Origin of the sequence: Ureibacillus galli (genome assembly GCF_014836845.1) — a bacterium.
In the GTDB taxonomy this organism is placed as follows: Bacteria; Bacillota; Bacilli; order Bacillales_A; family Planococcaceae; genus Ureibacillus; species Ureibacillus galli.
In genome coordinates this window covers 1-18521 of the sequence record NZ_JACSQA010000012.1, presented here as the reverse complement: position 1 = coordinate 18521, position 18521 = coordinate 1, and the positions used below count along the sequence as shown (strand labels likewise).

The 18521-nt window shown below is 33.0% G+C and carries 19 protein-coding genes and 1 riboswitch; of the genes, 16 read left to right on the top strand and 3 right to left on the bottom strand.

Translation table 11 applies throughout. From position 1 onward, the window contains the following. Positions 1 to 9: 9 nt before the first annotated feature. The 15 genes from H9636_RS09480 to map all read left to right on the top strand — a co-directional run bounded on the left by H9636_RS09480 (position 10) and on the right by map (position 15196). Entirely contained in the window at positions 10 to 234 is a 225-nt protein-coding gene (locus H9636_RS09480; RefSeq protein WP_191707380.1) for a hypothetical protein, read from the top strand. A gap of 199 nt (positions 235 to 433) precedes the next feature. Next, positions 434 to 1582 (top strand): DEAD/DEAH box helicase, encoded by a 1149-nt coding sequence (locus H9636_RS09475; protein ID WP_191707379.1) that lies wholly within the window; start codon positions 434 to 436, stop codon positions 1580 to 1582. 1 nt (position 1583) lies between these two features. Then, entirely contained in the window at positions 1584 to 2813 is a 1230-nt protein-coding gene (locus H9636_RS09470) for an aminopeptidase (RefSeq protein WP_191707378.1), read from the top strand. Positions 2814 to 2952: 139 nt separating this feature from the next. Next, entirely contained in the window at positions 2953 to 4125 is a 1173-nt protein-coding gene (locus H9636_RS09465) for an exonuclease SbcCD subunit D (RefSeq protein WP_191707377.1), read from the top strand. After that, positions 4122 to 7196, top strand: coding sequence for an AAA family ATPase (locus tag H9636_RS09460; RefSeq protein WP_191707376.1), 3075 nt, complete (start codon positions 4122 to 4124; stop codon positions 7194 to 7196). The genes H9636_RS09465 and H9636_RS09460 overlap by 4 nt, the downstream gene beginning before the upstream one ends. Before the next feature lie 194 nt (positions 7197 to 7390). Beyond that, complete coding sequence (locus H9636_RS09455; RefSeq protein ID WP_191707375.1) at positions 7391 to 8131, top strand: hypothetical protein; 741 nt, start codon at positions 7391 to 7393, stop codon at positions 8129 to 8131. A 55-nt stretch (positions 8132 to 8186) separates the two neighbouring features. Then, positions 8187 to 8936 carry a hypothetical protein gene (locus H9636_RS09450; protein ID WP_191707374.1) on the top strand — a complete coding sequence of 250 codons (750 nt, stop codon included), beginning with the start codon at positions 8187 to 8189 and terminating at the stop codon, positions 8934 to 8936. 67 nt (positions 8937 to 9003) lie between these two features. After that, positions 9004 to 9615, top strand: a complete 612-nt coding sequence (locus H9636_RS09445) for a hypothetical protein (protein WP_191707373.1) — start codon at positions 9004 to 9006, stop codon at positions 9613 to 9615. Next, positions 9587 to 10318 carry a hypothetical protein gene (locus H9636_RS09440; RefSeq protein ID WP_191707372.1) on the top strand — a complete coding sequence of 244 codons (732 nt, stop codon included), beginning with the start codon at positions 9587 to 9589 and terminating at the stop codon, positions 10316 to 10318. The genes H9636_RS09445 and H9636_RS09440 overlap by 29 nt, the downstream gene beginning before the upstream one ends. Positions 10319 to 10342: 24 nt before the next feature. Continuing rightward, positions 10343 to 11059, top strand: a complete 717-nt coding sequence (locus H9636_RS09435) for a hypothetical protein (RefSeq protein WP_191707371.1) — start codon at positions 10343 to 10345, stop codon at positions 11057 to 11059. Between the two features lie 20 nt (positions 11060 to 11079). Continuing rightward, positions 11080 to 11796, top strand: a complete 717-nt coding sequence (locus tag H9636_RS09430) for a hypothetical protein (RefSeq protein ID WP_191707370.1) — start codon at positions 11080 to 11082, stop codon at positions 11794 to 11796. Between the two features lie 20 nt (positions 11797 to 11816). Next, positions 11817 to 12533 carry a hypothetical protein gene (locus tag H9636_RS09425; RefSeq protein WP_191707369.1) on the top strand — a complete coding sequence of 239 codons (717 nt, stop codon included), beginning with the start codon at positions 11817 to 11819 and terminating at the stop codon, positions 12531 to 12533. Between the two features lie 20 nt (positions 12534 to 12553). After that, positions 12554 to 13261, top strand: coding sequence for a hypothetical protein (locus H9636_RS09420; RefSeq protein ID WP_191707368.1), 708 nt, complete (start codon positions 12554 to 12556; stop codon positions 13259 to 13261). A gap of 112 nt (positions 13262 to 13373) precedes the next feature. Continuing rightward, a riboswitch (TPP riboswitch) is annotated at positions 13374 to 13481 on the top strand. 139 nt (positions 13482 to 13620) lie between these two features. After that, on the top strand, positions 13621 to 14181 hold the full coding sequence (gene thiT / locus H9636_RS09415) for an energy-coupled thiamine transporter ThiT (RefSeq protein WP_191707367.1): 561 nt from the start codon (positions 13621 to 13623) through the stop codon (positions 14179 to 14181). Positions 14182 to 14443: 262 nt separating this feature from the next. Beyond that, the gene (gene map, locus H9636_RS09410) at positions 14444 to 15196 is read left to right on the top strand and encodes a type I methionyl aminopeptidase (RefSeq protein WP_122971921.1); all 753 of its coding nucleotides are present in this window, start codon (positions 14444 to 14446) and stop codon (positions 15194 to 15196) included. A 25-nt stretch (positions 15197 to 15221) separates the two neighbouring features. Here map and H9636_RS09405 read toward each other — a convergent pair whose 3' ends face one another. After that, positions 15222 to 15953 carry a hypothetical protein gene (locus H9636_RS09405; protein WP_122971922.1) on the bottom strand — a complete coding sequence of 244 codons (732 nt, stop codon included), beginning with the start codon at positions 15951 to 15953 and terminating at the stop codon, positions 15222 to 15224. Positions 15954 to 16470: 517 nt separating this feature from the next. Between H9636_RS09405 and H9636_RS09400 the strand changes: the two genes are divergently transcribed. Then, positions 16471 to 17022, top strand: a complete 552-nt coding sequence (locus H9636_RS09400) for a GNAT family N-acetyltransferase (RefSeq protein ID WP_225230161.1) — start codon at positions 16471 to 16473, stop codon at positions 17020 to 17022. Positions 17023 to 17098: 76 nt separating this feature from the next. On the opposite strand, the gene H9636_RS09395 is transcribed toward H9636_RS09400, so the two are convergent. Both H9636_RS09395 and H9636_RS09390 read right to left on the bottom strand, forming a co-directional pair. Next, positions 17099 to 17710, bottom strand: a complete 612-nt coding sequence (locus tag H9636_RS09395; protein WP_225230160.1) for a beta-class carbonic anhydrase — start codon at positions 17708 to 17710, stop codon at positions 17099 to 17101. A gap of 94 nt (positions 17711 to 17804) precedes the next feature. Continuing rightward, a complete protein-coding gene (locus tag H9636_RS09390) occupies positions 17805 to 17945 on the bottom strand; it encodes a hypothetical protein (RefSeq protein WP_191707437.1) in 141 nt (46 codons plus the stop codon). Positions 17946 to 18521 lie beyond the last annotated feature (576 nt).

The following is an 18521-nucleotide window of genomic DNA, read 5'->3' as shown; positions in this document are numbered from 1 at the left end:
GGTATAGCTATGGAGCTAAATTTAATACTTAATATAGTAAGTATCGTTTTAAGTGTAATTGCCTTCATTTTATTTTTCATCCTTTTTAGTAAGGTTAAAAAACTATCAAAGCAATTAAACAAAATAACGAATGCAGAAACAAATAAAAGTATGACATTAGTCATTTGCAGAAACTGTGGATCTCAAATGAACTCCAATTTATTAGTTTGTCCGAAATGTAAAACTGCTCGTTAATCGAGTATTTTCTTAAAGGATCTACGAACAGCTAGTCTCAAAAATATAATGGGGCTAGCTGTTTTTCATAATCGAGTATATTAGTTTTTGTAATTTCTCCCTTGAAATAAATTAAACATATAAAGGTTGTTGAATTTTCGAGTATTTCTGCAATAATATGGTACACTAAACGCAAGTAACTTAAGGTAGGTAAACGTAAATGTCTGTTATTAATTTATTAAATGAAACATTACAAAGTAAGTGGAAATTTGAAACAACAATGAAAGTCCAAGATGAAATGATTCCAGCAATGCTCGATGGTAAAGATGTCGTAGCAGAATCACCAACGGGATCTGGTAAAACGCTAGCATATGTTCTCCCGATATTAAATAAAGTAGATGGAAGCAAAAAACAAACTCAAGCTTTAATTGTTGCTCCATCTCAAGAATTAGCTATGCAAATTGTTGAAGTCATCCGAGAATGGACAGCTGGTACGGATATTACAGTTCAGCAATTAATCGGTGGAGCAAACTCTGCACGACAAATTGAAAAGCTGAAGAAAAAACCAACGATTGTAGTTGGCACGCCAGGTCGTTTAAATGAACTGACTCGGGCGAATAAATTAAAACTTAAAGAAATTCAAACGGTCGTACTTGATGAATGTGACCAATTACTTAGCAGGGAATATCGTGTGATTGTCAAATCCTTTATAGAAGGTGCTGCATATGGAAGACAAATTGTCGTTGTATCAGCAACTATTACAGATGAAATTAAACTTGTGGCGAGCCGTATGATGTTTGAGCCTGTTTTAATTGAGATTAAACCTGAGGATATGGTACAAGTAGGAAAAGTTGTTCATTCCTTTATAAAAGTGGATGAGCGGGATAAAACAGATATGCTTAGAAGACTCTCAAATATCGAAGGTTTGCGTGGTTTAGCGTTCGTCAATAACATTGACCAAGTGTTAATGAAAGAAACAAAATTAAAATATCGGGACGCTAAAGTCGTAACATTACATTCCGATATGAAAAAAGAAGAACGCAAAAAAGCTCTTGATACTTTTAGAAAAGGGGAATCACGTATCTTAATTGCGACAGATATCGCTGCCCGAGGTTTGGACATTGAAGGGTTAACCCATGTGATTCATGTGGATGTTCCTCATACAATTGAACAATATACCCACCGTTCAGGTCGTACAGGTCGTGCGGGTGCCGATGGAGAAGTAATGACATTGCTTTCGTACAAAGATGAAAAAACGTATAAAAAGCTAACGCGTGAATTAAATGTAAAACCAGTTCAAAAAGTTTGGTATCAAGGACAGGTAATCGAAGGGAATTCAAAAACAGTTTCACAAAAGAGGGGGAAATGACATGACTTTTGAAGAGAAATTGGAACAATATGCTGAATTAGCAGTAAAAGTAGGAGTGAACATTCAAAAAGGGCAATACTTACTGATTAATACTTCCACTGACACTCTTGATTTTACTCGTATCGTAGTAAAAAAAGCTTATGAGGCAGGAGCTGGAAGAGTTCAAGTGAACTTAAGTGATCCGGTTTTTACCCGAGCGTTTTACGAATTAGGGGCAGAAGAGGAATTTAGCCAATTTCCGAAGTGGATTGTTGCCCAACGCGATGAATTAATTGACCGTAAAGGTGCGCTTCTATGGATTGATGCAGAAGATCCGGATTTACTAGCAGGTGTACCAACTTCTCGACTTTCAGCTCAACAAAAGGCTTCAGGAAATGCGTTAGTCCGTTATCGCAAAGCAGTAATGAATGATGAGATTGCTTGGTCCATTATTGCGGTTCCTTCAAAAAAATGGGCAGCAAAAGTGTTCCCAGATTTACCTGAAGAAGATCAAATGGCCGCTTTATGGGAAGCAATTTTCAAAACGGTTCGAATCGGCGAAGGGAATGCCGTTGAAAAATGGCACGAACATGTTAATAATCTAGAAAGCCGTGCAGCCCAATTAAATGAAAAGAAATTTGTTAAATTACACTATAAAGCTCCTGGAACAGATTTAACAATTGAACTTCCAGATAAGCATTTATGGGTATCAGGGAGTAGTAAAACACCGGACAATACGACATTCATTGCCAATATGCCAACAGAAGAAGTATTTACATTACCAGCGAAATATGGTGTGAACGGTACGGTTAGCAATACGAAACCATTAGCATATCAAGGAAATATTATCGATAAATTCACTTTAACCTTTGAAAAAGGAAAAATTGTTGATGCAAAAGCCGAAGTAGGAAATGAATTATTACAAGAATTAATCACTTCAGATAAAGGTTCTGCCTACTTAGGTGAGGTAGCTCTAGTGCCACATCAATCACCTATTTCTTCTTCGGGAATTTTATATTACAATACATTGTTCGATGAAAACGCCTCAAACCATTTAGCTATCGGGGAAGCATATCCAACGTGCTATGAAGGTGGCCGGGAGTTGGAAGAAGGACAATTAGAGTCTTTAGGCATTAATGTTTCCATTACACATGTGGACTTTATGATTGGAAGCGCTGAAATGGATATCGATGGTATATTAGCTGACGGTACAGAATTCCCTATTTTCCGAAAAGGAAACTGGGCATTTTAAGTAAAACAATTAAAAATTACCTAACAAAAGGCCTACTTTTTGCGAATGTTTGTTCGTGGGAAGTGGTCCTTTTTTTAATCGAAAAATGTTACAATAGTAAAAATAAAATGGTGAAAAGATGAATGGAGGTACGACAATTATGAAAATATTTCATACCGCAGATTGGCATTTAGGAAAGCTTGTACAAGGGATTTACATGACGGACGATCAACGTTATGTATTGGAGCAATTTTTACAAGCAATTGATGAAGAACAACCCGATGCGATCATTATTGCCGGTGATTTATATGACCGGGCATTACCTCCAGTTGAAGCAGTTGATTTATTAGATGAACTATTAGCTGAAATTGTATTGAAACGAAAAGTACCTGTATTAAGTATCGCAGGAAATCATGATAGCCCAACACGTTTGCAGTTTGGAAGTAAGTTAATGAGTGAGGCTGGTTTACATATTGTTGGGGAATTATCGTCCAATTTACAACCGATTGTATTGAATGATGAGTTTGGAGAAGTCCATTTTCATTTAGTTCCTTTTGCTGAGCCTTCTTTAGTGAAACATATTTTTGAAGATAACAATATTAGTAATTATGATGATGCGATGAAAAAGGTCATTGAGTCCATTGAGAAAAAAATGGATAAATCAAAACGGCATGTATTTATTGGACATGCCTTTGTAACACCTTATGGAGATCAAGAAGACAATACAAGCGATTCCGAACGGCCTTTAGCGATAGGTGGTTCCGAATGCGTCAGTGCAGAACATTTTAAACCTTTTCACTACACAGCCCTTGGTCACCTACATAAAGCCCACTATGTCTTGAATGAAACGATTCGTTATGCTGGATCACCTTTAAAATATTCGGCATCGGAAGCCAATCATGAAAAAGGTTATTTAATCGTTGAATTGGATGCTGACGGACAAGTGTCAGTCGAAAAGCGTCCTTTCCGTCCAAGAAGGGATTTACGAATCGTTGAAGGATCTATTCAAGAAATATTAAAACATCCAATCAGTGAAGACTATGTATTTGTTCGATTGACCGATCTAACTCCAGTGGTAGGGGCAATGGAACAAATTCGAACGGTTTACCCAAATGCCATGCATGTGGAACGTAAAACTTTACCAAGATTAGAGTCATCAGAACAAGGAGAAGCCATTCGCAGGGAACAAATGGATGAGCTTAGTTTATTTAAAGCATTTCATCAAGAAATTTTAGGAGAAGAACCTTCTAATATTGCTCAGCAACTATTTGAGGAAGTTTTACAAGAAATGCTCAAAGAAGAACGGGAAACAAAAGAGGTGGTCGTGAAATGAAGCCAATTAAATTAACATTGAGAGCATTTGGCCCATATAAAAATGAAGAAGTAATTGACTTCACTGAGCTACAAGATAACCGTTTATTTGTCATTTCAGGTTCGACAGGTGCAGGGAAAACGACCATTTTTGATGGAATCTGTTTTGCTTTATATGGCTTTGGTAGTGGCCAGGACCGGAAAGACACGAAAATGTTACGTAGTGACTTTGCAGAAGATAATGTACATACTGCGGTAGAACTCATTTTTGAAATCCATGGAAAAATTTATCGTATACTACGACAACTTCCTCATGTGAAAGAGGGGCGGAAAACAGCTACTGGTGAAAAATATGAGCTGTTTGAAATTGTAAATGGACAAGAAATACCAGCTGTGGAACGTCAAAAGGTAACGGATATTAATGACAAAATAGAAAATATTATCGGCTTAACCTACGACCAATTCAGTCAAATTGTCATGTTGCCTCAAGGGGAATTCCGTAAACTATTAACCTCCCAATCGGATAATAAAGAAGCAATCTTGCGTAAAATTTTTAAAACAAATCGATACGGCGAGATGACGCAAAAGTTAGAAGAAAAGAAGAAATTGGCCGACCAAGAGTTAGATAGAGCGCGAACTTTGAAAAATAGTTACGTAGCTCAAATTGCAGGGGCACTTCCAAGAAGGGATTCCACTCTCTTTACTGTATTAGACCAAAATTTAAACATCTATCAAATCCAGGATGCACTAGATGAGGAAATCAAATATTATCAACAAAAAATAAAAGATGATCAAAAAAACTATGAGCAAGCGGTTGAGAATCATCATGAAAAGTACAATCATTTTTTGGCTGCTAAAGCTTTAAATGATCGAATTGATTCCTACGAAAAGAAGAAGCTGACATTACAGCAATTAGAGCAACAGAAACCGGTTTATGAGCAAAAGAAAAAAGAATATGAAGCTGCCATTTCCGCGGGTAAAATTCAACCTTTAAATCAACAATGCCATGCTTTATATCAGGACAAAGTGAAGCAGCAACAGATTCTTTCGGAAATGATGCAGCGGTTGGAACAGGCAAAAAGAGATTTAACGGATGCCCAAAATGCTTATGAACGGGAATCTTTAAAACAATCAGAAAGGGATGCATTAGCCCAAAAAGTAAATGAACTTCAAAAGCTTGTCCCCCTTTATGAACAAATTGAAAAACAAAATCAAATCGTCCATTCTTTGGAAACGGAAGTACAAGGTGCAAAAACGATCTTCGAAAAGGTGGACAAACAATTAGCCACTGAAAAGGAGCAAATGACTCGCATAAATGGTTTAGTTGAACAATTAGAAGAAAAAACGGGAAATTTAAACGAGCTTCTTGAGCAGCAAGTGTATTTGCGAGAAGTCGTGAATACGTTCGCCCGTTACAAAGAGTTAGTGGTTAAGGCAAATCAATTCAAAGAGCAATATGAAAAGATTGTTGAGGAATATAATGCGGCTCGAAAAGATTATGAATTGGAAGAGAAGAAATGGTTAAGTAACCAAGCTGCCCTTCTTGCTACAAAGTTATTACCAGGAACACCTTGTCCTGTTTGTGGTAGTACCGACCATCAGCAAGTAAATTTGAATCACGAGGAAGCAGTGGATGAAAATTCATTAAGAAATAGGAAGTCTTTATTAGCTAGTGTAGAACAACGGAAATATTCCATTGAAGCGAATTATAATACATTACAGGAGCAAGTAAAAAAATATGAACTAGAGCTAGGACGATTAAAAGCTTCGATTGATAATGAAGACACTTTCATTCAACAATTGAGTGCGGTAAATGAAAACGTGCAACAAGTAAAATTAGGAATGGATAAACTAGCTCAATATAAAAAACAATTAAAACAAATGAAAGAAAACTATGAACAATTAGAGCGCATACGAAAACAAACGGAAGAAACTTTCAGACAAAAAAATGAACAGCTTTTAAAAGAAAATATTATCCTTTCGGAACAACAAAAGTCGATTCCTCCTCATTTACAAGAGTTGAGTCAATTACAGCAGGGAATCCAGGAAACGGAAGTTCAAAAAAATGCTTTATTGGCACAATGGGAAAAGGTCCAAAAGCATTTATTAGAAGTGGAAAAGTTTGTTGCGACAACTGAAGAAGGCGTAAAACAAACGACTAAAAATATTGAGCATTTAGAAGAAAAGTTAAAGCATGCCAAAGAGCAATTTAAACAATCGATGGCTGATGCAGGATTCGATAATTATAAACAATTTGAATCGTCTTTACGAACGGATGAAGAAATTCAAAATTTACATCAATTGTTTATGGAGTTTTCAAAAAAACTACACACATTATCCACACAAGTAAAAGAAGAAAGTATCGAGTTAGAAGGGAAACAAAAGGTAGATTTAACGGTGGCAGAAACGGAAGTCCAAAGGTTAAAGGATGAATATGAAAAAGCATTACAAAGGTTAAATGCTTCAAAGGATTGTGAGCGCCATGGGATTGATTTTTCAGAAAAACTTGATCATGTAGCGGACCAAATCTTCCACTTAGAAGAAAAGTCGAATCAAATTATTAACTTATATAATTTGCTCCGCGGTCAAAATAGTAAAAAAATATCCTTTGAACGCTACGTTCAAATGGGATATTTGGAGCAAATTACGGAAGCAGCCAACATTCGATTGAAAAATTTGTCCAATGGTCAATATTACTTACAATGTTCAGACCGTCAAGAATCCCATGGACGCCAAAGTGGTTTAAGCTTAGATGTGTATGATACGTATACTGGGCAATCAAGGGATGTAAAATCCCTTTCAGGAGGAGAGAAATTCAATGCTTCTTTATGTCTTGCTTTAGGAATGGCGGATGTTATTCAAAGTTTCCAAGGCAATGTAAAAATCGATACGATGTTTATCGATGAAGGATTCGGTTCCCTTGACGAAGAATCGCTAATGAAGGCCATTGATACATTAATCGATCTCCAAAAATCAGGAAGAATGATTGGGGTCATTTCCCATGTTTCTGAGTTAAAAGCAGCAATGCCGGCAATTTTACAAGTTGAAAAATTAAAAGAGGGCTATAGTAAAACATCCATCGTCGTAAAGTAAAAATAGGCTCTTTTTCTTAATCAACAAGAAATAGAGATTCTAAGAATAAAAAACTTAACAAAGAATATAAATAATCATAAATTTATAGCAAAATGAAAAAGGTGATGGTATATCCATCGCCTTTTGTTAATTTTAGGAAGAATCTGATATGATTTAGTATAAGAATTGAACATACAGTGGGAGTTTAAAATTCAATGAAAAAAATATTTATGCTTATTTTGACAATATGTTTTGCGATTTTAGTAGGCGGATGTATGCAAACCAGCGATGAGGAAAACGCCCAAAACGTAGAGGCCATGTTAAATTATATTAATACAAAATATGATGAAACTTTCGAAGCAATTGAATATATACCAGGTGAAGAGGGATTGAACGATTTTGCAAATCAAAATGTATTAATTGCTAAGAATGATCTTGGTATTACTATCTTAGTAACAGAGTATTTGGGGAAAAAAGGAGAATATCTAGATAATTATCGAAATATGTTAGCGTCTTACTTATTTAAAAAAGAATTAGAGATCGAGAATTTAAGTTTTATAACGGAAAGCCGGTTTTATGTTAGTGGGGCAATACATGAGTGGAATGATGTAGATATAGAAGACTTCAAGGGGAATTTTGCTAATTATATTTCTAAACTTAATTCAACAAATACATTTATTTATATTGATGAACCTTTAGAGTCTATAGACATAGAGGAAATTTATAAATTATATAGTAAATTAAACGCGTATAATTTTACAAGCAACATAATTACTGTCGGTTCTGATGGAGATATAAATAAAACTTCTGAATACCTGGATAAATATGAGTATCTTGGAACGCAAATGAAATGGTATGAATACGACAAAAGTCTAACTACTTATACCAGATTAATTGATGAAACAAATTTAACTTTCGAAGAATTTAAAAGTCGATTGTATAAAGAGAATCTTTAACAGTTGTAGAACGCTATTAGGGTTGTGTTAAAAGAATAGGAGTCATAACTATAATATGGAGAAACTTAACATACTATTTTTGATTTTTTGTTTAGCTATTGGAGTAAGTGGTTGTGCAGATTCGAACCTTAGCTCTGAAAAACATTTTGGAAAAAATGATGAAGAAAACAGTGAATTAAAGGGAAAAGCAGAGTTGCTAAAAGAACAAACATTAAGTTATTTGGAAAAATATGATGACACTTTTGCAGTGGAAAATTTAACTTTAAAAGGTATAATACAACCCTTTCATACTATTGTAGTACACTCCTCGAAATATGATGAAAATTTTCAAGTATACATTTACGAAGAGGGAAAAGAATTTACTTTTGAAGATGATTATTTTCAGTTAGATATGTCAAATGAAGCTTCTGAATATGTATACTCATTAATTCAATCTAAATTACCAAATGCAAGTGTAAAAGTTGCCTTTCTTGATCAATCCATTGACTATAAAGGAGAAATTAAGACCTTTCAAGATTATTTAAATTCAGGATGGGTTGGTATAAATAGCTATATTTTTTTAGAAAACATAGATTATGAGAGAAATAATGGATTATTTAAAGAGGTTGTGCTAGAGCTAAATAATCATGACGTATTAGGAGCTGTAAAATTTGTATCAACCTCTACAGATATAAGTGAAATGGTTCCAACTAATACACTCCAATCATTATTGAAATTAGAAGCTATTGTTGCTTCACAAACCTTTATGATTGATTCATCCGAAAATCTAGCAACTACACCAGTTAAAGAATATTCATATGAGTAATTATTTACACATGAATTATCTACTTTATTAGACAGAAATGATTACAGTAAGAAAGGTAGATAGAAAAATGAAAGTGAGAATTAAGAGATTACTAGGAAGTGTCGTTATAGGCATTTTCATATTTAGTTTATTCGGTTGCAATGCAGTTGATGAAAATCAAGCCCAGACAGTTGAAAAACTTCTAGAAGAAAGGTATGGCATCGAGTTCGAAGTATCCACCATTGGTAATAGATATAGTAATGGCGGATCCTATAAATTAGAAGCGATTGCCAATCCTCTAAATGACAAGAATATCAACTTTAATGTTTTTTTGAAAAAAGATGGTGAAAGTGTAGTAGATAACTTTATGGCAAGATTAATTAGTTCAAAAATAAATAAAGTGCTTAAAGAAGAATTAAATAAAATTGGTGTTGAATCGGAAAGCTTTATTTTAACCAATGATAAAAATCTATCAATAGACATTACAGATCCTAATATTGAAATAGCTGACTATGTCGAACAAGTAGGTACAGAATATTTTATTTGTTATACCATTGTGAAAGAGTCAGAAAATATGGATCCTTTGCCTTTTGAATCGGCTTTAAAAACAATAAGCAATTTGAGCTTGTGGAGTAAATTGGGGTTAACACAAGGTAAAGGTAGGTTTATGAATGAAATTCGATTTAAAAAGGATAGGTAGATTATTAATCACATTCTCTATTTTAAGTCTATTAGGATGTAGTGATGTAAATGAAAAAACAGCTAAAATCATTGAGGAAAAGTTATCCGAAAAGTACAATGAATCCTTTGAAGTTCAATATTTAGGGGAACGGTGGGGGACGAAAAGTAATGATACGGTAACGACGTATGTGAAAGCATTAGAATCCGACATTCTATTTACTGCCGAAATGGATACTTCAGAAAACATTGTTGAAAATTACCCTGAGATGCTTTTATTGAATAAATTTGAATCGGTTTTTAATAAAGCGATTGAAGATCAAGGCTTAGATGCTTCCTCGTGGATAAGAATTCATCCAAAACAATCTGTTGAAATTACGAAAGATATGACGATTGAAGACTATCTAGAAAAATCGAAATCCGAGTATGTTCATGTAGAAATCGTCATGAAAAATGATGAAAGCATTACAGCGGAGAAGTTAAAAACGATTGTACAGCAATCCTACAATCAGTTTATTGGCCCTTCTATTTCTGCAACGTATTGGCTATTCAATGATGATGAATATAAAAAGGTGAATGAAACTTTAGCGAAAGTAGTCAATATAGTCCCTTCTGATTTAGAAAGTTATGACTATGATAGTACAGTTTTTGTTGAATTAACGGAAAATGGCTTTGTAGAATCTGATGAAGATATAAACAACATGCTATACGGAGGAATCAATTAAAAGGTGTGCGAAAGTAGAACCGAAATGGAAATAAGAAGAATATTTTTAGGTAGCGTTATGATTGTATCTACACTCCTGTTCTTATGCGGATGCAGTTCATTAAATGAAAAAAAATCAAACAATGTTGAATCATTGCTTGAGGATAAATATGGTATTGAATTTGAAGTGTCCTCAATTGGAGGAAGATACGGTACAGGTGGAAGCGGCACGGTTCAAACATATGTTTACCCTAAAAATGACGAAACACTCCATTTTAATGCGATTACAACAAAAGAGGGTGAATTAAAAGACGATTATATTGGACGAATTATTAGTGAGAATATAAATGAAGAAATAAAAGGTGAAATGGATGGAGTCGAATTACAGACTTCTACTAATATGTTTTATCTTAGTTCTAATGATAAAGAGGAAACAAATCTTGATATCACGCTAGCTGAATATGTAGAAAAATATTCTCCTAGATATATTACAACTTCAGTTATTGTAAAAGAGAATTCGACAATTACATCTACTTCATTTCAGCTTATTATGGAAAAGATTCACAGCGAAATCCCAGAAATAGGATATTATATGAATGTTTTTTTAATTTCAGATAAGGATTACGAAAGCTTTTTGGAAAAGCCTAGTAGCTTATCTTTCTTTGATAAATCTAATTTAAAAGATTATAAGATTTTGAATGAATATAGACTTTATATCGATAAAGATGGTTTTAAAGATTACACATCAAACAAGAATAAGTAGGATAAAAGGAAAAATTAAATATGAGAAAAACAATTTATGTCATACTAACCATTTGTTTAGTAATAGGTATAGGTGGTTGTATTGGGAAAGAGAAAGAAGAAAGTGTTTCTAAAGAAACAGAAGTTGAAGCATTAAAAAATGAAGCCATGGACTATTTAAGTAAATATGATGATGAATTTGAACCGGTATCTTTTACATTGAAAAATGTAATGGAACATTATCATACTTTAGTTGTGCATTCAAAAAAATACAATACGAATTTCAAAGTCTATATTGATGAGACCGATGAGGACAAATTTAACGATAACTATTTTCTTTTAGATTTAGAGCAAGCTGGTTCGGAATATATGAATACTATCGTTAAAAAGTTCTTTCCTAATGCTGTTACAAAAATAGAGTTATTAAACTTAACTTTAAAAGCGTATAAAGAGGGAATTGATAATTTTGAAGACTACTATAATAGTGATCAATTTTTAATTTCACTATATGTTTTTGACAGTACACTCTCTTTCGAAGATAAAACTAAAATGAATCGTTTATTAGAGGAAATGAGACAAAATAATAAAACAATGAGAATCATATTTGTACAAACAAGAGCAGAGGGGGATTTAGAAAATTACGTAAAGAATCACAGTTTAAATGAATTATTAACATCAGATCTCCCACTAAAAAGTTTAGATTATTCTATCAAGAAAAATGGAGAAATTGAAGAGGGGACTATAGAGAATCATACATAGTTCCGATTGGAGTTATTTTTATGAAAAGAATGTTAATGATACTATTAATGATTTCTTTAATAATAGGAATAGGCGGTTGCATTGGGAATGAGAAAGAAGAAAGTGTTTCAAAAGAAGAAGCAGTTGAAGCATTAAAAAATGAAGCCATGGACTATTTAAGTAAATATGATGACGAATTTGAACCGGTATCTTTTACATTGCAAAATGTAATGGAACATTATCATACTTTAGTTGTGCATTCAAAAAAATATAATACAAATTTTAATGTATATATTTATGAAGATGAAAAAGACAAATTTAAAGATAATTATATTCTTTTAGATTTAACGGAACCGGGTTCAGAATATATGAATACTATCGTTAGAAAGTTCCTTCCTAATGCAGTTGCAAAAATTAGAATATTAAGCTTAGGCTTAAATGAATATAAAGATGGAATTGAAGATTTTGAGGATTTTTATAATAGTGATCAATTTATAATTAGTTTGTATATTTTTGATAGTACAATTTCTTTTGAAGATAAAAGTAAATTGAATAGTTTAATAGAAGAAATGAAATCAAAAAAAAAATCGATGAGAATCATTTTTGTACAATCAAGGCCTGTGGAAGATTTAGAATATCAAGTGAAAAATCAAAGTATAAGTGAACTTTTACAATCAGATTTAAAACTAAAAAGTCTGAATTATACTATCAAGAAAAATGGAGAAATTGAAGAGGGGACTATAGAGAATCATACATAGTTCCGATTGGAGTTATTTTTATGAAAAGAATGTTAATGATACTATTAATGATTTCTTTAATGATAGGAATAGGCGGTTGCATTGGGAACGGGAAAGAAGAAAGTGTTTCTAAAGAAGAAGCAGTTGAAGCATTAAAAAATAAAGCCCTTGATTATTTAAGTAAATATGATGATGATTTTGAACTGGTATCCTTTCAATCTGCAAGTTTGATGGCACAGTATAATGATTTGGTAGTTTATTCAAGTAAATACGACGCAAACTTCAATGTGCATATAAAAGATGGTGAGAAAGATGAAGAAATGGAGTTTACCGATGATTACTTCACTTTAGACTTAGTGGAACCAGGTTCCGAATATATGAACGAAATAGTACGAGAATACTTACCAAATGCGAATACAAAAATAAAATTATTAACACAAAGTATAAAAGAATACAAAGACGGTATTGAAGACTTTGAAGATTATTATAATAGTAAATATTTCTTGATTAAATTGTATGTTTTCGATAGCACTCTCTCATTTGAAAATAAAAGCAAAATTAATAGTGTTTTAGAGAGATTAAAAAGTAAACCAATCATGGTGGAGTTTGTGCAAATAAAGGAGCAAGCTAAAGTTGAAGATTTTGTTAAAAATCATACATTAAATGAAATTTTAGAATCAGAGTTACCGATAAAAAGTTTAGAGTTTACCATTTCAAAAAATGGAGAAATTAAAGGAACGATTAAGTAAGCTAGTATTTCTCCTTTTCTTTTTTAAGACACATATTTTTATCTTAATAACCTAGTTGAAAAAATCATATACTTTGATACAATAAATGTGTTCTAACAATAAAAAATGATGTATTTACCACAAGGGGAGCTGATGAAGTCAGCTGAGATTGTGCACTTGTTGCACTAACTCTTTGAACCTGTAAGTTAGTACTTGCGAAGGGATGTGGATAGAAACCGACTCCATTCATGGCGTTTAGGCTCTGTCCTGACGCCATTTTTATTTGGAGTAAAGGATGTCATTGTTTCCAAATAATAATGGGCGAAGATTTCTATTCCTTCTCAATGTTCTACATCGGAATAAAAGAGAGGAGAGTTGTTATGAACAATAAAAGATTATTAATGCTCGTTGAAATCGCTATTTTCGCGGGGATTGGTGTTGTGTTAGACAAATTATCGTTTTCTTTATGGGCACAAGGTGGTTCAATTAGTTTTGTGATGGTTCCAATTCTTTTAATTGCTATTCGTTGGGGATTATCTGCTGGAGTAATTACGGGACTATTAATTGGTCTAATCCAAATCCTTCTTGGAGGTTATATCCTTCACTGGGCTCAAGGATTGCTAGACTATATTGTTGCCTTTTCTGTAGTCGGATTTGCTGGTATATTCCGTAAGCAAATTGTTGATGCTGCTATGAATTTGAATAAAAAAAGAATGGGTTTATACATTGTTTTAGGGACAATTGTAGGTGGTTTGTTGCGTTACGCGGCACATTCCATTGCGGGTGCTGTATTCTTTGCTGAGTATGCTGGAGATCAAAATGTATGGGTGTACACGATTATTTATAATGGATCTTATATGATTCCAGCGATTATTTTAACAGCGATCGTTGGTGTACTAATCTTTACGGCTTCTCCTAGATTACTAAAAGCCAATTCTTAATAAAATAAATTTTATAATATGATAAAGAAGAACCAAGAATCGATACGGTATTCTTGGTTTTTTAGTTGTTTAAATAGAAACAATGAAAGTTCGAGAAATGTTTTATTACTGAATAGATAATCCCGTCATTCGATCTAAAAAAGGACTACGTATAGATAATTCTGAAAAGAAAAAACGATTTCCTATCAGGTGCAATTGTCATAAAAACCATTTCGATTATGGTATATTATATAAAGATATGTATATAGGAAGGACGTTTAACATGATTGTTCAAACAAAAGAAGAATTAGAAGCATTGAAAAAAATTGGCCGTATTTGCGCTGAAATTCGTGAAGCCATGAAAGCAGCAACAAAACCGGGTATTACGACAAAAGAGTTAGATGAAATTGCAGGACGTATGTTTGAAGAGGCAGGCGCAATTTCTGGACCAAAAGGAGAATATGATTTCCCTGGTTATACTTGCATTAGTGTAAACCACGAAGTTGCCCATGGGATTCCTGGTTCAAAGGAAATTAAAGAAGGAGATATGGTCAATATTGACGTTTCTGGTTCTTTAAATGGATATTTTGCGGATACGGGTATTTCCTTTGTTGTAGGAAGTGGTTATCCTGAAAAGGAAAAGCTATGTACGGTTGCAAAATCTGCCTTTGATCGTGCGATGACAAAAGTAAAAGCGGGCTCAAAGTTAAATCGAGTTGGTAAAGCAGTTGAACGGGAAGCGAGAGATAATGGTTTAACTGTTATTATGAATTTAACTGGTCACGGAATTGGCCGTTCCCTACATGAAAAACCAGATCACGTTTTAAATTATTATGATGCTTGGGATGCAACGATTATGAAGGAAGGAATGGTTTTAGCTGTAGAGCCATTCATATCCGAAAAAGCAGAACATATTGTGGAAGCTGGAGATGGGTGGACATTTATTACACCGGACAAATCTTTAGTAGCACAAATCGAACATACGGTTATTGTTACGAAAGACAAACCAATCATCATTACACAAATTGAAGATTAAAAAAAATTCCTGTTCACTTGAAGAATTACTTCAAGTGCGCAGGATTTTTTTTCATAAAGAATATGCCCACTACCAAAACACCTATTAAGAAAAGCGCTGCTGTCGTTACTAATAGTTCATCAAAACCATTTGAAATCGCAATTCCTAAATAACACCATATCATAACAAGTGGATATGCAATATCAAAATGATGATAGCGTAGATGTAATGCAATCGCAGTACCAATCGTCATTAGAATTACTGTCCACAGCGCGCTACTTAAACCAAAACCTTTCCATTGTAAATCAACAAGTAAGTACCAACCATGTAAAATTAGTAGATATGTAGACCAACTAAAATAAACAGCAATCGGTATTCTTATTTTGAAAATTTCTTTTTTTAATGGATAAGTTAAATAAAGTCCAAATAATAAAATGACTTGTATAAATAATAAAACAAAGGATATGACAAATTGTTCACTATGCCAACTCCACAGGGAAGCAATTTGAAAAATAACTACACATAAAAAAAGAATAACTTGGGGTATCGAAATAAAATAATCAGTGCGGCGTAATTTTACGTAGTTATATATCCAAAGGAAAAGAAAAATGAAAACAAGAACCCATATGTAGTAAGTAAAATTCGTTGGTGCAAATAGAATCGGTAAACGATCTATAATTTGAATAGTGGAATGCCCTTTAAATTGTAGCCAAAATGCATTAAATGTAAAAAGGGTGACTACAATAACCGAAGTAAATAATAGGATTATACGACTCATTCTTTCCTCTCCTTTCTATAAAATTATATACATTTACTTAGTTTTGAACAACAATTTCCAAATAGTAATAAAATTTTGTGAAAACCTAAACAATCCTTCAATTGCTTTCGATAAAAAAATACAGATAGAAATTTGGGCGCCCCGGTATACAGTTTCTGGCGGGTGATAACACGAATTAATTATAAAATCCTTTTTTCAAAAAGATGGAGAAATCCATTTTTCAATATTTGTTACCTTTCCTAATATAATGTTCAAACATTTGAAAAGCATTATAGGATTGCTGTAAATAATCAGTTTGTAGCATGCATACATGTAATAGAGGATAAATTTTAAACAATTATTAATAGGAAGTATTTTAAAGGATTTTTTTTAATCATCAAGAATAATTTCTTAAAGGTGTATATAGAAGCTCATAATGTAAATGATGGAAATAGTTGGTTAAAATATGAGGAAAGGCTTTAAGGTATACGGGATGGTAAAAAAATTTTTGAATTTACTACATAAAAAGGGTGATCATTTGATAAGGCTCGAAAGTGATCGATTATTATTACGAACATTAGTGGAATCCGATGCGAAAAGTTTAGCAGATTTAATGAAAAGGAATAAATATTTTTGGTCTATCCATGAACCCCTTCATGAAGATGAGTTTTACACGGAAGAAGCGCAATTTAAAAAAATACTAGAGAGCATGCATTTACTTCGAGCAAATCGAGAGTATTCATTTGGTATTTATGAAAAAGGAAGAAATTATTTAATCGGTCATATTTCTTTATATGCCATTAAAAGGCTGCCTTATAATAGTGCATTCATTGGATATTCTATTGATGAAAACTACACTCGAAAAGGTTTTGCAACGGAAGCAGTTAAACAAGTCGTTGAGTTTGCTTTTCAAAATGTTCAATTACATCGTATTGAAGCCTATGTATCGCCGAAAAATGATGGTTCCATCAAAGTTTTGGAAAACGCTCATTTCGTTCGTGAAGGGCTGTTAAGAGAGCTTTTATATATTAATGGTAGTTGGGAAGACCATTATTTATATTCTTTACTACGATATGATTATCATTCGTAAAGGCTATCCTCCGAAAAGTTTAAACAACAATAAAAAGGGTTAATTTTAAACGATTGTTTAAGATTAACCCTTTTTTTTATTGTTCAATTTTTGTTGTATCGGCCGGATGGTTTTTTGTTAAATATTCATTACCATCGGAAAGTAAATCCAGTTTCCCGGTATTCGGATCCATTATCAGTCCGTGGACAGGCGTCCCGCTAGGCATTAAGGGATGGTTACGGATTAAATCTACGCTCTTTAACACACTAGTTGAAACATCTCCAAATCCGCGAAGCCATTCCACTAAATCAATACCTGAAAACTTTACTGTATTAATAATATCTTCATTAACACCACGTTCGATCATATGGTGAATCATTAATTCTGGATCAATAGCACTCATTCCACAATCATGATGTCCAATGACATAGACTTCATCTGCTTTTAGTTCATAAACGGCTACTAATAAGCTACGCATTATAGCACCAAAGGGATGGCTCACTTGTGCCCCTGCACTTTTAACAACCTTAACATCTCCGTTACGCATATTCATAGCCTTTGGAAGTAATTCAACTAAGCGTGTATCCATACAAGTTAAGATAACTGATTTTTTATCAGGAAATTTTGATGTGATGTAGGGTTCGTACTGTTTAAATTTAACAAATGATTCATTAAAACTTAGAATTTCATTTAAAGATGATTTCATCATTCCACATCCCCTTATTGTTGATAGCTTAAATTATAGTATATATGAAAAAAGTCGACAAACCCGTAATAGGCTTGGTCGACTTAACGAATAATCATTAGAATTTTTCAGTTGGTTTAGGATCGATTTTAACAGATGAAGCAGAGTTTAAACCGACGCGTAAATAATGTATGAACATCGACATAGCAATCATAATTACTACGAAAAAGCCCACTACAGTAGAAATATACATACCCATTGTTGAAAGACTCCTTTCTTATAAACAAGTGTCATTGACTCCTATTATACAATATATTCATAAACAATTGTATCTTAAGATGAAATTTAATATTGGCAATTTCACGAAGCTTTGAGAATGAATTGCTAATATTTTTTCGAGGGAGAGTCAATAAAAATACTATTTTATTATTCCATTTGTTTTTTTATATTTAATGAATTGTTTTCGAAAGTTATTTATTTTGTATTATTGTTTTTACTCATTGTCCGATACAAATATGGACCTAGTTGGATAAGTTGTTTTTTTCTGAATAAAAATAGGGAAAAAATGATGAACCTAGCACTTTCTGAAATAAGGATGTAAAAATTATAGAAAATATGTCGAAAAAAATAGTAGGTTGAAGATTTGGAGGAGCGTATATGGATTTATCAACGATAATAGGGATTGTTCTGGGTATTATTGCTGTGTTTGTAGGAATGGTATTAAAAGGGGCTAGTTTAGGTGTTTGAACTGAACCCCAAATAGTGGACACTTTAAAAAAAGTGGACCTATTCGGGGTTTTTCTATTTTCTTCAATGAACTACCCCGTTATACTTA